The sequence below is a fragment of the Chelativorans sp. Marseille-P2723 genome (genome assembly GCF_902809845.1).
Lineage (GTDB): Bacteria > Pseudomonadota > Alphaproteobacteria > Rhizobiales > Rhizobiaceae > Chelativorans.
Genome location: NZ_CADDWI010000013.1, coordinates 850,345 through 865,090 on the forward strand (window position 1 = coordinate 850,345; position 14,746 = coordinate 865,090).

The following is a 14,746-nucleotide window of genomic DNA, read 5'->3' on the forward strand; positions in this document are numbered from 1 at the left end:
AATGAACTTCGAACTCACGGACGAACAGCGCCTGATGCGCGATAATCTACGGTCATTTTTGACCCGCGAATGCCCGATCGAATATGTTCGGGAATGCGACGAGCAAGAGCGGTTTCCCATCGAGCTTTACGAAAAGCTTGCCGCCGAAGGTTGGCTGGGGTTGCCGATCCCGGAGGAATATGGGGGTATGGGGGGCTCTTGCACTGACCTGGTCGTTTTCCTCGAAGAGTTTGCGCGCCATTTCGAGGCTGGCGCCAATCTCTATTATACGACCGTGGTGATCGCTACGGACGCCTTGGTGCATTTTGCTTCCGAGGCACAGAAGCGCGAATTGCTGCCGAAACTGGCACGGGGCGAGATACGCTTTGCTCTCTCCCTGTCAGAGCCGAACTCGGGATCAGACGCTGCCAGCCTGCGCACGCGTGCGGTGCTGGACGGTGATGAGTGGGTCATCAACGGCCAGAAGATGTTCTGCTCAGCCGCGCAGGTAGCGGATTACATCCTGCTGATGGCCCGTTCGGATAACGAAGCGCCGAAGCACAAGGGCATCACCATGTTCCTTCTGCCAGTCGGAACACCGGGTGTCGAAATCAGGCGGCTGAAGAAATTGGGCCTGCGTCCTATGGATCTGAATGAGATCTTTCTGACGGATGTGCGCCTGCCGAAAGACTCGATCATCGGCGAAGTAAACAAGGGTTGGACCAACGTCCTGAAGACGCTCGACTATGAGCGCTGCTGCCTGTCGGCGGTAAATGTGGGCGCCGCGCAAAAGGTGCTGGAATATATCCTCGAATATACCAGCGAGCGGGAACAGTTCGGGCAGAAGATCAATAGCTTCCAGCTCACCCGCGCCAAGCTTGCCGACATGGATATGGAGATAGAGGCGGCGCGTCTGCTGCTTTACCGCTCCGCGGACCTCGTCGACCGTGGCATTCCGAACAACAAGGAAAGCGCCATGGCCAATCTGTATTCCTCGGAGACCTATGTCCGGGCGGCCCTGAACGGAATGCGGATGATGGGCGGCTGGGGTTATCTGATGGAATATGACATGCAGCGTCATTTCCGCGATTCCAAGCTGGCGGAAATCGGCGGTGGAACTTCTGAGATCCTGCGGATCATTATTTCGCGCGAGCTCACGAAATGAGTGGCGAGCCTCGCCGGAAGAACGGGATTAGCACCCGAGCCGTTCATGCCGGGCTCGAACCGGCGGCGAATCTCGGGGCGGTCACGGCGCCGATCTATCAATCGGCGACCTTCGTGGCTGCCGACACCGCCGAACTTATGGCTATCAACACTGGCCAGAAGCGCGGCTTCGTTTATTCCCGCATCCGAAACCCGACAGTGCTGGCGGCAGAACAACGTGTTGCGGCTCTGGAAGAGGCCCAAAGCGCTGTGCTGTTTGCTTCCGGTATGGCGGCCATAGCCGGCGCCCTGGCGCCTTTCTTGAAGGCGGGGGACGATCTAGTCACATTGCCCGACATCTATGGTGGGACGGTGAAATATCTGCGCGAGGTTCTCTCTGCGCAAGGCGTAAATGTCATCTGGTCGAAGGGGATCACGGTCGAGGACGTAGCCCAGGCCGTCACGCCCCGGACTCGCATCGTCTATGCCGAAACGCCGACAAACCCATTGCTGCGGGTGGTCGATCTGCCTGGTCTTGCCGAGGTGGCTCAAACAGCGGGCGCAAAGCTGGTGGTGGATGGCACTCTTGGGGGGCCGATGAACCAGCGTCCGCTGGAGCTAGGTGCCGATATCGTTGTTCATTCGGGCTCGAAATATCTCAACGGTCATGGGGATCTGATTATCGGGGCCGTGTGCGCGAGTCGTGAGCTCACGCGCTCAGTGCGCAGCTTCCAGCAAGCTTCGGGCTCCATGGTCGACGCGCACAGCGCCTGGCTGATGATGCGGGGAATGGCAACCTTTGCGCTGCGTATGCGCCAGCATAACGCTTCAGGCCAGGCGGTTGCGGAATTTCTGGAATCGCATCCCAAGGTGGCCCGCGTCATGTATCCCGGCCTGCCTTCGCATCCCGATCACATGCTCGCACAGCGGCAGATGTCTGGCTTTGGCGGGCTTCTGTCGTTCGAAATGCACTCGCCAGAGGCGGCGCGCACCGTGGTGGACACCACGAGGCTCTTCGGTATCGGCCCGTCGGTCGGGGGAGTCGAAAGCCTGATCTCTCAGCCCGGCAATACGTCGCATTTCTCGGTTTCGGCCGACCAGCGCCGTGCAATGGGCATATCTGACAATCTCGTGCGCATTTCAGTAGGCATCGAGGAAACTGACGACCTGATCGCCGATCTGGAACAGGCGCTGGACGCGGTAAAATGAGCTTGGTCGTCGCCAATGGAAAGGTCGTGACACCGGAAGGCGCTCGCATTCTGGACGTCGTGGCCGAGGGTGAAAAGATCGCCGCGCTCATGCCCGCGGGCACCGCTGCTGCGGCGTATCCGGGAGCCGAGGTGATCGACGCAACTGGCCTCATCGTCATCCCGGCTGGCGTGGACCCACACGTGCATCTGCTGGTCGGTTTCATGGGCCAGCGTTCGGTGTATGATTTTGGTTCCGGCGGCATTGCGGCTTTGCGCGGCGGTACCACCGCTATCGTCGATTTCGCCCTGCAACGGTGCGGCAATTCGATGCTGAAGGGGCTAGCGCATCGCCGCAGGCAGGCGGAAGCCAACGTCACGCTGGATTACGGCCTGCATCTGATCGTCACCGATGTCGGCCCCGAGACGCTCAAAGAACTGCCCGAGCTTCGCGCGCAAGGCGTGACCACGCTCAAGGTCTATACGGTTTATGAAGAAGACGGTCTGAAGCTGGAGGACGGCCAGCTTTACGCCTTGATGGAAGAGGCGGCGAAACACGATCTCTCGATTGTCCTTCATGCCGAGAATGCAGGAATAGTCGAACGCCTTCGGGCCGAGGCGGTCGCCTCCGGCCACACCGCGCCGCGCTGGCACGCGCTGACACGGCCACCGGTTGTCGAGATAGAAGCAATTTCGCGAGCCATTGCTTTCTGTCGCGCGACCGGTTGCGGGGTCCACATATTGCACCTGGCCGCCGCAGACGCGATCGCGCTGGTCGAGGACGCCCGTGCGGAAGGACTGCCGGTAACGGCGGAAACCTGCACGCATTATCTGGCGCTGACCGATGAAGCGCTCGAGCGCGACAATGGTCATGAGTACATTCTCTCTCCGCCCTTGCGTGACGCGGCCAATCAGGAACGGCTCTGGCGGGGTCTGGTGCGCGATGGGCTGCAGTTGGTTGCCTCGGACGAGGTATCCTATTCGGCAGAAGCCAAAGCCATGGGCCTTCCATCCTTTGCGACGGTAGCCAATGGGATTACCGGTATCGAAGCGCGATTGCCGCTGCTCTACACGCTCGGCGTGGACCAGGGCCGCATCGGCCTCAGCCGATTTGTAGAACTCTTCTCGACCGCGCCCGCCCGCATTTTTGGCTTTGCTGACAAGGGTTGCATCGCACCGGGTTACGACGCCGATCTTGCAATCATCGATCCCCAGACCCGGCGCGTCATGTCGCCGGAAAGCGATTATGGCGACATCGGCTACAATTCCTATACGGGGATGGAGCTGACGGGTTTCGCCACGCACACAATTTACCGCGGCAAAGTTGTCGTGCGGCACGGCGAATTCCTGGGATCTGAGGGACAAGGACGCTTTATAGCGCGTATTTCGCCGGACCGCTTTCTCCCAGAAGAAGGCCGGAAATGAGCTTCCGACGTGATTTCAGCGAGTTGAAAGAAATCGGCGTCGACCCTGCCGGCGGCTGGTCGCGCCAGGCGTTCTCGGCTGCGGATATCGCGGCCCATGAATGGTTGTTGGCCAAAGGCCGTGATGCTGGACTTTCTGCTCGTTACGATTTCTTCGGAAACGTGATCTTGCGGCTGGAAGGTGAGGGAAGGGCGGTGCTGATCGGCTCGCATCTGGACACGGTGCAGAACGGCGGCGCCTTTGACGGGGCAATCGGCGTGCTGGCTGGGCTGGAGGTTGCGCGCAGGTTGAAGGCAGAAAACTCGCCGGGGCTGCCCGTCGAGGTGATTGCGTTCCGCGACGAGGAGGGGCGTTTTGGCCCCTTCACAGGCAGTCGGGCAATGGCCGGACTGCATGACGAGCAGACTCTAGCCAAAGCGCGAGGGGCAGACGGCGTTTTGCTCGCCGACGTGATGGCTGCCGCCGGCTTTGCCCCCGCTAACGCGCCGCGCGAATGGGACGACGTCGCCGCTTGGCTGGAGTTGCACATCGAACAAGGTCCGGTTCTGGAAGCTGCGGGGATCGGGCTTGGCATTGTGACGTCGATTGCGGGCCAGGAGCGGCTGTCCTTGCGCTTTACAGGCCGAGCCGATCATGCAGGGACGGCGCCGATGGATTTGCGGCGCGATGCCTTTGCCGGGGCCGCGCGCTTTGCCGTAGAATTTCGCGAACTCATCCGTAGCTCGACCGACCCCGCCCTACGTGGCACGATCGGGGTCATAAAGCTTCTGCCCAATCAGGGCAACGTGGTCCCTGAGCAGGTTACGCTCGGGCTGGAAATCCGTTCAACGCACGCCGAAACCTTATCCTTTATGCGCGAGCGCATAGAGGAAACGGCCAAGAAGCTCGCCTTGGATGAGGGCCTCGAACTGAGAATCCGGAGACTCTATTCCGATGGACCGGTGCCAATGGCCCCGGCGCTTCAGAAAGTGTTGGCGGATGCGGCGGCCGATCTGGGCCATCAGGCGATGTTCCTCCCCTCGGGGGCCAACCACGATACCGGCATAATTGGCCGCATTGTTCCCGCGGCCATGCTCTTTGTTCCTTCCGTTGATGGACGCAGTCACTGTCCGGAAGAGCAGACGGAACTGGAGCAGATCGAAAACGCGATAGATGTGCTGCACCGCGCCGTCGCCACCCTGCGCAGCAGCCACCCGCCGGGCCTAGAACGGGCTGAGGTGCAATGATTCAGACTCCCGACAGCCAAACTCTCAATGCTTTCCAGACTGGTGCGCAATCGCCGCTATGGCGCCCGGGAGAACCTGCCGAGATCCCGCTGCCCAAAGGGAACCTCGCTCAAAGCTTGCTCCGGTCAGCCGAAAACTGGCCTGAAAGTCCCGCCATGCATTATTATGGCGCGAGCTATGATTATGCGGCGCTTTTGGCCGATGTGGAAGCGTTGGCCGGATGGTTTGCAGCCAATGGGTTGCGCCCAGGCGACCGGGTGATGCTGGATCTGCAAAACTCGCCTCAGTTTGTGATCGCTTTTTACGCTACTCTGCGGGCGAATGGGGTGGTTGTCCCGGTTAATCCGATGAACACCACTGCGGAAGTGGGATACTTCGCAAAGGACAGCGGCGCTCGCTTCGCTGTCGTGGGGGAAGAGCTGCTTGAGCGTTTTGTGCCCTATATGGGCACCTATTTCGACCAGGTGGTGCGGGTGCGCTATTCCGATATGGCTCCCGAAGATGCCTGCGGCCTTCCGGAAATGATGCGGGGGGCTCCGCCCGCAGCGGTTGAGGGCGCCATAGACCTGGCTGAGATCCTGGCCGAGAGGCTGCCGCCCCCGCCTTTGGTGACGGGCGAGTCGGACCTGGCGATCCTTCCCTATAGTTCCGGGACTACCGGGAAGCCAAAGGCGTGCATGCACACCCATGGCGGCGCATTGTTCGTAACCGCGGCCCAGGTGCGTTGGTACCGCCTGGACCGACATTCGGTCATGACCAGTTTCATGCCCTTGTTTCATGTGGCTGGAATGATGGCATCCATGGCCTCGGCCATCTATTGCGGCGCGTCACTGATCTTGATGACGCGATGGGAAGCCGAAGCCATTCCGGCCCTTTTCCGTCAGTTGCGCCCGACCTGGTGGTCTGCTGCTCCGACCATGGTGGTCGATGTGCTGGCCGCAAAGGGTTTTACAGATGATTGCTTCAGCAGCCTGAAGGTGATGACCGGAGGCGGTGCCTCCATGCCGGCAGCCGTTGTCGCACGGCTGAAAGAGCGATGGGGCCTGAAGTTCTGTGAAGGATACGGCCTGACGGAAACCATCTCCGCCACGCATCTTAACTCGCTCGAGAAGCCCAAACCGCAATGCCTGGGACTGCCGATCTACAATACGCATTCCATGGTAGTCGATCCGCAGACGCTCGACCCGTTGCCTCAGGGACAGGTCGGCGAGATCCTGATCTCCGGCCCGCAGATCATGCAAGGCTACTGGAATCGTGCTGAGGACACGGCGGAAGCCCTGATTGAAAAGGACGGCCGCAAATGGCTGCGTACGGGCGACCTGGGCTATGTGGATGAGGACGGCTGCTATTTCATCGTCGATCGTTTAAAGCGGATGATCAACACGGCCGGCTATAACGTCTGGCCCGCCGAATGTGAAATGCTGCTTTACAGCCATCCGGCCGTGGCCGAGTGTGCGGTGATTGCAGCACCCGATCCACGCCGCGGTGAGCAGGTACGGGCAATCATCGTTCTTCATCCCGAGTATCGCGGGAAGGTGACGGCGGAAGATATCATCACATTTTCGCGCACAAAGATGGCTGCCTACAAGGTTCCCCGCCAGGTCGAGTTCCGCGAGACGCTGCCACGTTCGGCTACGCGAAAGATCGACTGGCGGGCATTGCAGGCAGAGGCTTGGGGCGAGGAAAAGCCATAGTACGGACAGAAATATGCGCTGTGTATGACAGGTAAGGCGGGGAAGGGTCATGACGAGGCAGGTTTGGTATGAGGATTTTATTCCGGGCACGGTGCTGACCAGTGCCGCCCGCCGGATCGAACTTTCAGATATCGAGACCTATGCGCGTCTGACCGGCGAGAACCATCCCGTCCATATGGAGGATGATTTCGCGCGGCAGGCGGGTTTCGCCGGCCGCATCACCCATGGTTTGTTCAACCTGGCGCTCATCGAGGGATTGAAGGCGGAGCTGGGATATTTCGATCGCTCAGTGACCGCTTCTTTGGGATGGACCGACGTCCGATTTTCGGCACCACTTTATCCCGGTGAATACGTCCATCTTCGACTTGAACTCATCAGCCGCCGCCCGACGAAAAAGCCGGGCAGGGGTCTTGCCACGGAACGTGGTTTCCTGATGAAGGCCGATGGTACCGAAGTCGTGCGCGGGGACCATCTTGTGCTCATCCTCAACCGTCCGGAGGAGATATGAGTCGTATCGGCATTCGCCTGTTGTCGACCATCCCGACCTTGTTCGGTGTTATCCTCGTCACCTTCCTGCTGACAAGGGTTCTGCCGGGCGACCCGGCAGTATTCTTTGCTTCAAACCCGTCAATGACGCAGGCCGATATCGAGGCGGTGCGCACCAGCCTCGGGCTGGACCGCCCATTGATCGTGCAATTCTGGCTCTATCTCAAGGCGCTTCTGCATGGCGACCTGGGCAACTCGCTTTCTACCGGGCAGAAGGTGACGACCGAATTTGCCAACCGTCTGCCTGCTTCAGCCGAACTGACGATCTTCGCCTTTGTCATCGCGACCGCCGTTGCGCTTCCGCTTGGCGTCATTGCAGCGCTGCGGCGCGGATCGTTCATCGACCACTTGTCGCGGTTAATTGCGACGCTTGGGGTTTCGATGCCGACTTTCGTGACCGGGCTGCTGCTGATATTCTTCTTCTATTTCCTGATTGGCTGGGCTCCGGAGCCTATCGGCCGTCTGGACCCCTTCATGTTCGAGCCTGAGAGGGTCACGGGCCTTTATACCGTGGACGCGTTGCTTGCCGGCGATCTGGAACTGTTTTGGGCAGCGCTGAAACAGATGGTATTGCCGGCGGTGACGATGGCGCTTTTCGCGCTCGCGCCGCTCACAAGGATGGCCCGCGCGTCCATGCTTGAAACCCTGGGCTCAGAGTTCATCCGTACGGCCCGCGCCGCGGGCCTCTCCCGGCGCAAGATTATTGTCACCTACGCCTTCCGCAATGCGATGCTGCCCGTTGTCACCACGATGGGAATGACCTTCTCCTACATGCTCGGCGCAAATGTTCTGGTGGAGCGGGTGTTTTCCTGGCCTGGGGTGGGAGCCTTCGCGATCGACAGCATCATCAATCTCGATTACGCACCTTTGCAGGGTTTCATGCTGGTGATGGCGGGAATTTTCATCCTGGTGAACCTGACGACCGACATCCTGATCACTCTCATCGATCCGAGGTCAAGCCTGTGAGTTCCGCAATTAAGGAGCGGTTTGAGTCGATCCGCTATACGGTTGCAAGCAATCCACTGAACCTGCTGGCCTTCGGCCTGTTCACGCTCATCGTTCTGGTGGCGGTCTTCGCGCCCTCGCTGGTGCCTCATGATCCGCTCAAGACGAATTCGCAATTTGCGCTGCAAGGTCCGTCGGCCACTTTCTGGTTCGGGACTGACCAGTTGGGTCGCGACATCTTCTCCCGCGTCATGGTTGCGACACGGCTTGATCTGCTCATCGCCTTTGGCGCGGTGATCCTGTCATGTGTGGTCGGCTCCCTGATCGGCGCGATGATCGGCTATTGGGGCGGGTTCTGGGACGGGGCCGTGTCACGCATGGTCGACGTGCTGATGGCTTTTCCTCTTTTCGTTCTGGCCATGGCCATGGTCGCTGCACTGGGGAACACGGTAGCCAATGTCGTCTATGCGACTGCCGTGGTGAACCTGCCATTCTACATCCGCCTGGCGCGGAGCGAGATGCGGGTGCGGCGGGGGCTTGGCTATGTCGAGGCGGCACGGGTAGGCGGCTCGGGTGATTGGCGGATTCTAACTCGCTTCCTTCTTCCCAATATGGCAGCGCCGTTGGTCATTCAGGCGTCGGTGAACCTTGGATGGGCGGTATTGAACGCTGCCGGCTTGTCGTTTCTGGGCCTTGGCGTGCGGCCGCCTACGCCGGAATGGGGCATCATGGTAGCCGACGGCGCCCGCTATATCGCTTCCGGTCAATGGTGGATCGCAGCCTTCCCGGGGCTGGCGCTGATGCTTACCGTTTTTGTCTTCAATCTGATGGGAGATGCCTTGCGCGACATCCTGGACCCGAGGATGAGGACATGAACGAACCTTTATTGTCGGTACGTAACCTGACGGTGGATTTTGCCACACGCCGTGGCACGGTTCACGTGCTGGACGATGTGTCGTTCGACGTGGGCGCGGGCGAGATTGTCGGCATTATTGGCGAATCGGGGTCCGGAAAATCAGTCACCGCATATTCGATAATGGGCATTCTCGATCATGCGGCGCGGATTTGTTCCGGCGAAATCATGTTCGAAGGACGGGACGTGCTGAAAATGCACCGCCGCGAGCGTGACGGTTGGCGAGGTCGGGAGGCCTCGATCATATTCCAGAACCCGCGCACTGCGTTGAACCCGATCCGCGCCGTGGGGGACCAGATAGCCGATGTCATCGCCCGGCATACGCCCGCTCCGGCAGCAGAAATTCGCGAACGCACCATCGCCTCGCTGCGCCAGGTACGCATTCCCGATCCTGAGCGCCGTTTGCGTGCCTATCCGTTTGAGCTTTCGGGCGGCCTGTGCCAGAGGATCGGCATCGCCATGGCGCTTGCCTGCAAGCCGAAGCTGTTGATTGCGGATGAGCCGACGACTGGGCTGGACGTAACCACGCAGGCCGTGATCATGGACTTGATCCAGGGGCTGGTCCGCGAGAAGGGCATCTCAGTGGCGCTGATCACCCATGACATCGCGCTCGCCTCGGAATATTGCGACCGCCTGATCATCATGCATGCAGGCCATGTGGTTGAGGTGGCGCCCACCGCCGAAATTATCGCGAACCCGCGTCATCCCTATACGGAAAAGCTTCTGCGTTCGGTTCCCTCGCTGGTCGACAGTATAGATGAATTGCAGGCTATCGACGGGTCACTTCCCGACCTGCGCCGCCGGGACCTCCCTCCTTGCCGCTTTGCAGAACGCTGCTCCCGCCGCCTGGCGGAGTGCGATGCAGGTCGGTTGACGCTGGAGCTTGCCCTGGCGGCACCGCAGCCCTGCACCTTGCGGAAAGGAACTGGGCCGCTTTCAACCCCTCATCTTATTGCATGCAAGAACCCGCTATGAGCACCTTGTTCGAAGCCCATGGGCTCAAAATGTACTATCCACTGCCGCAAAAGTCGGCGATTGCTCCACCGTTGAAGCTCCATGCGGTGGATGGTGTGGATCTTCGAATTTCGCCCGGAGAAGCGGTAGGACTGGTGGGTGAATCAGGCTGCGGCAAGTCCACCCTTTCGCGTCTGATCGCAAGACTCGTTGATCCAACGGAGGGGGAGATTTTTCTGGAAGGCCGGGAGATAACGAAGATCAGGGCATCCGAATTTTCCCGCTCACAAGACCGCCGCACGATCCAGATGGTGTTTCAGGATCCATCCGAAAGCCTGAACCCCCGCCTTTCCGTTTTTGACCTGATCGCAGACCCGGTACGAGTACTGATACGGCCTTCCAGAGCGGAGCTGCGCAGCCGTGTCGAGGAAGCAGCCACGGCAGTGAATCTGCCCCTCGCCCTGCTCGACCGTTTCCCGCACCAGCTATCGGGTGGGCAGAAGGCGAGGGTTGGGATTGCTCGCGCCATAGCCGTTGAGCCGCGTCTTCTGGTTCTTGATGAGCCGACCTCGGCACTGGACGTTTCAGTGCAGGCGACGGTTCTGCAATTGCTCGATCGCTTGCGACGCGAGCGGGAAATCGCGCTTCTGTTCGTCAGCCACGATCTGAACGTGGTGCGGCTGCTGTGCAGCCGGATCGTCGTCATGTATATGGGGCAGGTGGTCGAAAGCGGCCCGTCCGACGAAGTCTATGCCTCACCTGCGCATCCCTATACGCGCGCATTGCTGTCCGCGATACCTACATTGCGTCCACGCCGCGGCGAGCGTATCAAGCTGGAAGGCGATCCGCAAAGCCCGATCGCGCCGTCCGATATGCAGTGTCGCTTCGCCGGCCGGTGCCCGGTCGAGCGCCCGGAGTGTTCGGTAACCATGCCGCTCCTGAGAACATTGGATAATGGCCGCCTCGTGCGCTGCCATTTTGCCGAGGAGCAATAGCGGCGGCGGCCATCAGTGGCTGCCTTGTGCGCAAGTGAGATTGAAGCTCGTTCTTTTTTCGTATTATCTAGAATACGAAAAAGCGGTGAGCGCTACCTTCATCCCAATCTATCGCGATGACATCGCGGAGCAGCGTGTCAGCTTCCCCGGTCGAATATTAAGCCGGTGCTCTTGCCATATGGCATAACTTAACATACTTATTGCCATAAAGAGACGTGCTATGCTTCATGAAATTTTGCGGACGCCGGCTGCTCCGGATATCCCTCAGATCACTTCTCACGAGGCGGAAGCGGCTGCGCGGGCGGTGATCAGGCTCTTCGAGAAGTGGAATGTGTCCGACACCGAGGCTCGCGAACTCCTTGGAGGACTCGCTGCGCGCACCTATGCCCGATGGAAGGCTGGCGAAATCGGACGCATAGACCGCGATCTGGCCACGCGCCTGTCACTGCTCATGGGCATTCATAAAGGTCTCCGCTATCTTTTTTCTGATCCCGAGAGAGGATATGCTTGGGTCAAGAAGCCCAACCGTGCATTTGGTCTACGCACCCCCGTTGAGGTAATGGCGCAAGGGGACATCTTCTCCCTTGCCCGTGTCCGCTCCTACCTTGATGCAGAGCGCGGCTGGTGAACGATCAGTTGTCGAGCGTCCGTGTGGTCTGGCCGGATGCCTACCGGATCATCCGTTCCATTCATCCGCCCATCGACCTTTTCGAGGACATTGCAGAGCCGGAGGACTGGGAGGCATTGGCCTCGGTGGAATCGAAGACCAATCCGCGCATATGGGAGAATATCGGCAGGCTCGATCTGGTGCCGCCGCAAAGGCGCGTAAGCGGACCCGGATCGAGCTATCTCATGGCACCCTTCGTCCATGTCAGCACCGACAGGCCAGGGCGCTTCACCGATGGCACCTATGGCGTCTACAGCGTTGGCGACAGTGAGGAAGTGGCGATCCGTGAGGTTGCCCACCACCATGGGGTGGCTATGGCGAACAGTGATGAAGAGCCAGGATGGACCTCTCAGTTCCGCGTGCTGATCAACAGGCTCGACCTCAAACTGCATGACGCAAGGCCACATGAATGCTTGCACCACCCGGATGATTACAGCGCCTCACAAGCGCTGGGCAAGAGCCTCCGGAGCGGCGGTTCCAATGGGGTTGTCTATCGCAGCGTGCGTTACCCTGGGGGCGAATGCGCGGCAATCTTTTGGCCTGATCTCATCGATATTCCCGTTCAGGCAGATCATTTCGACTTCCACTGGAGTGGGGAGCGGGTCGACAAGGTACGCAATTGCCGCACCAATAGGATATTCGCGCTATGACGCGAGATCAGGGGCGGGCCGGAGCACAAAGGTTTAGGCTTGCAACCGCCAGTCTGGCTTGTTGTCGACGGCTCGGATGGCAACGTGACTGGAAGGTCGCTTGCAGGGTTGCTATCGGAATCTTCGTGGATCAATGTTGATGCGCGTTTCTTTTAGCCCTTGATGTGAAGCTCTAGTCGCCACCGCTCCTCGTGTGCCGCCAATTTTCAGGACAGTCATATGCCCGATGCAGCGTCAAACCCGATAAGATGGCGCATTCTGGCGGTGTTGCTCATGGTCATCTTCATGTCGCTTCTGGGCGTGAGCATCGTCAATGTCGCACTTCCGGCCATTCAACACGATCTAGGGGCTTCTCAATCCGCACTGCAATGGGTGTTGTCCGGATACGCGCTGACATTCGGCATTGTCCTGGTTGCCGCCGGCCGAGCCGGGGACATCATGGGGCGTGGCGGAATCTTTCTTCTCGGCGTCGGCATCTTTACGGTTTCATCGGTGGCCGCAGGACTGGCGCCAGACGCCAAGTGGCTCAACCTGGCGCGATTCGTGCAGGGAATCGGCTCAGGGCTCCTGAACCCTCAGGGGCTCGGAATGATCCAGCACTATTTCCGGGGGGCGGAGCGCGGTAGGGCTTTTGGCTATTTCGGAAGCACTGTGGGTGTATCTGTCGCCATCGGCCCTGTTCTGGGTGGCCTCCTCATCGAGCTGGGCGGTCCCGAACTCGGTTGGCGGCTGACCTTTCTGGTCAACGTCCCCATCGGCCTGGCGACTATTCTTCTCGGGCTGCTATGGTTTCCCAGACCCCTGATCCATTTGCCAAGAAGCGGGTCGGGTGGATCTGCCAGCCTGAAGGAGGAACTGCTCTCGCTCGACCCGGTGGGTTCGGCCCTCCTGGGAGTTGCGGTTCTTGCAATCCTCTTCCCCTTTGTGGAAGCCAGGACATCAATCCTCCCCTGGCTCCTGCTCCCGTTCGGCTTCTTCCTGGTCTTCCTTTGGGTGAAATGGGAGCGCTATTACGCTCGCATCGGGCGTCCACCCATGGTCGACCTGGGTATCTTCTCAATCCGCAGCTTTACCAATGGCACCGTCATTATGGCTTTGTATTTCCTGGGAATGACGAGCGTCTGGGTGCTGGTTGCGCTCTATGTGCAGGAAGGAAACGGCATGACGGCACTTCAAGCCGGAATGTTCGGAATCCCGGCCGCGCTTCTTTCCGCGTCTGCCGCCCATTGGGCGGGCAAGCGGGTTGTCCGGTATGGCCGTAAGATCGTGATAAGCGGGCTGCTCCTGGGGCTGTTCGGCCTGGGATTGAGTATCGCGGTGGTCCTCCTGCACGAGCATGGCTACCTCAATCTGTGGTGGTTGTTGGTTTCGCTGTCATTCATCGGGCTGGCTCAAGGCTCCGTCATCAGCCCCAACCAGGCGCTTACACTGGCGGATGTGCCGCTCGATTACGCTGGAAGCTCGGCCGCTATCATGCAAACGGGCCAGCGCATGGGGACCTCGGTGGGCATTGCGGTGATTACCGGGGCGGTTTTCGCCTTCCTTTCGATTGCATCATGGTCCATGGCTTTCGTCGCTGGCTTCGGCCTGATCGGCGTGATCCTGCTTTTTGCGCTCGGTGTCGCGATCAAGGACCTGCGCGACCGCGAGATGGCGCCTGCGAGCCCGGCAGGCTGATTACTCTTCGCCTGGAGAAGGGTAAGAACGTGCTTGAGCCACGCAGGGTCTCGCGCAACATCATTGCATAACAACCGGAGCGCATCGCCATGAGCGACCTGATACTTCACATCCTCTATGTCGTGGCGATCACGGCCGAGGCCATGACGGCGGCGCTGATGGCGGGCCGCCGCAACATGGACTGGGTCGGAGTGTGCCTGCTCGGGGCTGTGACGGCGCTTGGCGGGGGATCGGTGCGAGACGTGCTGCTTGGCCATCAACCGCTCGTCTGGGTGGCGCATCCGGTTTACCTCCTGCTCACAGCGGCAGCCGCGCTTGCAACGGTTGCAATAGCGCGGTTTATGCACAGGCTGCGCCCGCTGTTCCTGATCCTTGATGCCGTCGGATTGGTGGTGTTCACGATTATTGGCTGCAACGTGGCGCTGGAGATGGAATTGCCGGTTGTAATCGTCATTGTGGCCGGAATGATCACCGGCTGTCTTGGCGGCGTACTGCGTGACATATTGTGTAACGAGATCCCGCTCCTGTTCCGAAGCGAGCTTTACGCGAGCGTTTCGATAGCAACCGGCGGGCTTTACGTTGCGGCCATCTCTTTTGAACTGCCGCATGATGCCGCCTTGTTCGTGGTCATGGCCTTCGGTCTGGCGATGCGCCTTCTTGCGCTGCATTTCAACTGGCACATGCCTAAATTCGTCTACACCGAGAAATTGCATTGAAGCTCGCCGGTTCGAGGCCAGAATGGGGA

At 59.8% G+C, this 14,746-nt stretch carries 14 protein-coding genes; all 14 read left to right on the forward strand.

The window, feature by feature from the left end; all coding sequences use genetic code 11:
* Window position 1 precedes the first annotated feature (1 nt).
* The 14 genes from HUS57_RS15365 (at window position 2) to HUS57_RS15430 (ending at window position 14,717) form a co-directional block, all read left to right on the forward strand.
* Window positions 2–1,144: an acyl-CoA dehydrogenase family protein gene (locus tag HUS57_RS15365; RefSeq protein WP_173934764.1), complete on the forward strand. Its 1,143-nt coding sequence runs from the start codon at window positions 2–4 to the stop codon at window positions 1,142–1,144.
* Window positions 1,141–2,331: a PLP-dependent aspartate aminotransferase family protein gene (locus HUS57_RS15370; protein WP_173934765.1), complete on the forward strand. Its 1,191-nt coding sequence runs from the start codon at window positions 1,141–1,143 to the stop codon at window positions 2,329–2,331. The genes HUS57_RS15365 and HUS57_RS15370 overlap by 4 nt, the downstream gene beginning before the upstream one ends.
* Complete coding sequence (hydA, locus tag HUS57_RS15375) at window positions 2,328–3,734, forward strand: dihydropyrimidinase (RefSeq protein WP_173934766.1); 1,407 nt, start codon at window positions 2,328–2,330, stop codon at window positions 3,732–3,734. The genes HUS57_RS15370 and hydA overlap by 4 nt, the downstream gene beginning before the upstream one ends.
* Window positions 3,731–4,960 carry a M20 family metallo-hydrolase gene (locus tag HUS57_RS15380; RefSeq protein WP_173934767.1) on the forward strand — a complete coding sequence of 410 codons (1,230 nt, stop codon included), beginning with the start codon at window positions 3,731–3,733 and terminating at the stop codon, window positions 4,958–4,960. Before hydA ends, HUS57_RS15380 begins: the two co-directional genes overlap by 4 nt.
* Window positions 4,957–6,654: an AMP-binding protein gene (locus HUS57_RS15385; protein WP_173934768.1), complete on the forward strand. Its 1,698-nt coding sequence runs from the start codon at window positions 4,957–4,959 to the stop codon at window positions 6,652–6,654. The genes HUS57_RS15380 and HUS57_RS15385 overlap by 4 nt, the downstream gene beginning before the upstream one ends.
* Window positions 6,655–6,703: 49 nt before the next feature.
* Entirely contained in the window at window positions 6,704–7,162 is a 459-nt protein-coding gene (locus HUS57_RS15390; RefSeq protein ID WP_173934769.1) for a MaoC/PaaZ C-terminal domain-containing protein, read from the forward strand.
* Window positions 7,159–8,166, forward strand: coding sequence for an ABC transporter permease (locus tag HUS57_RS15395; RefSeq protein ID WP_173934770.1), 1,008 nt, complete (start codon window positions 7,159–7,161; stop codon window positions 8,164–8,166). The genes HUS57_RS15390 and HUS57_RS15395 overlap by 4 nt, the downstream gene beginning before the upstream one ends.
* The gene (locus tag HUS57_RS15400; protein WP_246727891.1) at window positions 8,163–9,020 is read left to right on the forward strand and encodes an ABC transporter permease; all 858 of its coding nucleotides are present in this window, start codon (window positions 8,163–8,165) and stop codon (window positions 9,018–9,020) included. Before HUS57_RS15395 ends, HUS57_RS15400 begins: the two co-directional genes overlap by 4 nt.
* The gene (locus HUS57_RS15405; protein WP_173934771.1) at window positions 9,017–10,033 is read left to right on the forward strand and encodes an ABC transporter ATP-binding protein; all 1,017 of its coding nucleotides are present in this window, start codon (window positions 9,017–9,019) and stop codon (window positions 10,031–10,033) included. Before HUS57_RS15400 ends, HUS57_RS15405 begins: the two co-directional genes overlap by 4 nt.
* Window positions 10,030–11,007, forward strand: coding sequence for an ABC transporter ATP-binding protein (locus HUS57_RS15410; RefSeq protein ID WP_173934772.1), 978 nt, complete (start codon window positions 10,030–10,032; stop codon window positions 11,005–11,007). The genes HUS57_RS15405 and HUS57_RS15410 overlap by 4 nt, the downstream gene beginning before the upstream one ends.
* Window positions 11,008–11,227: 220 nt before the next feature.
* A complete protein-coding gene (locus HUS57_RS15415) occupies window positions 11,228–11,635 on the forward strand; it encodes an MbcA/ParS/Xre antitoxin family protein (RefSeq protein ID WP_173934773.1) in 408 nt (135 codons plus the stop codon).
* Window positions 11,632–12,324, forward strand: a complete 693-nt coding sequence (locus tag HUS57_RS15420) for an RES family NAD+ phosphorylase (protein ID WP_246727892.1) — start codon at window positions 11,632–11,634, stop codon at window positions 12,322–12,324. The genes HUS57_RS15415 and HUS57_RS15420 overlap by 4 nt, the downstream gene beginning before the upstream one ends.
* Before the next feature lie 219 nt (window positions 12,325–12,543).
* Window positions 12,544–14,001, forward strand: a complete 1,458-nt coding sequence (locus HUS57_RS15425; RefSeq protein WP_173934774.1) for an MFS transporter — start codon at window positions 12,544–12,546, stop codon at window positions 13,999–14,001.
* Window positions 14,002–14,090: 89 nt separating this feature from the next.
* Window positions 14,091–14,717, forward strand: coding sequence for a trimeric intracellular cation channel family protein (locus tag HUS57_RS15430; protein ID WP_173934775.1), 627 nt, complete (start codon window positions 14,091–14,093; stop codon window positions 14,715–14,717).
* Window positions 14,718–14,746 lie beyond the last annotated feature (29 nt).

Excerpts from the sequence above, each read along its gene's own strand:
- HUS57_RS15385 (WP_173934768.1), top strand. The coding sequence starts at position 4,957 with ATGATTCAGACTCCCGACAGCCAAACTCTCAATGCTTTCCAGACTGGT.
- HUS57_RS15415 (WP_173934773.1), top strand. The coding sequence starts at position 11,228 with ATGCTTCATGAAATTTTGCGGACGCCGGCTGCTCCGGATATCCCTCAG.
- HUS57_RS15430 (WP_173934775.1), top strand. The coding sequence starts at position 14,091 with ATGAGCGACCTGATACTTCACATCCTCTATGTCGTGGCGATCACGGCC.
- HUS57_RS15365 (WP_173934764.1), top strand. The coding sequence starts at position 2 with ATGAACTTCGAACTCACGGACGAACAGCGCCTGATGCGCGATAATCTA.
- HUS57_RS15390 (WP_173934769.1), top strand. The coding sequence starts at position 6,704 with ATGACGAGGCAGGTTTGGTATGAGGATTTTATTCCGGGCACGGTGCTG.
- HUS57_RS15370 (WP_173934765.1), top strand. The coding sequence starts at position 1,141 with ATGAGTGGCGAGCCTCGCCGGAAGAACGGGATTAGCACCCGAGCCGTT.
- HUS57_RS15425 (WP_173934774.1), top strand. The coding sequence starts at position 12,544 with ATGCCCGATGCAGCGTCAAACCCGATAAGATGGCGCATTCTGGCGGTG.
- hydA (WP_173934766.1), top strand. The coding sequence starts at position 2,328 with ATGAGCTTGGTCGTCGCCAATGGAAAGGTCGTGACACCGGAAGGCGCT.
- HUS57_RS15380 (WP_173934767.1), top strand. The coding sequence starts at position 3,731 with ATGAGCTTCCGACGTGATTTCAGCGAGTTGAAAGAAATCGGCGTCGAC.
- HUS57_RS15405 (WP_173934771.1), top strand. The coding sequence starts at position 9,017 with ATGAACGAACCTTTATTGTCGGTACGTAACCTGACGGTGGATTTTGCC.
- HUS57_RS15395 (WP_173934770.1), top strand. The coding sequence starts at position 7,159 with ATGAGTCGTATCGGCATTCGCCTGTTGTCGACCATCCCGACCTTGTTC.
- HUS57_RS15410 (WP_173934772.1), top strand. The coding sequence starts at position 10,030 with ATGAGCACCTTGTTCGAAGCCCATGGGCTCAAAATGTACTATCCACTG.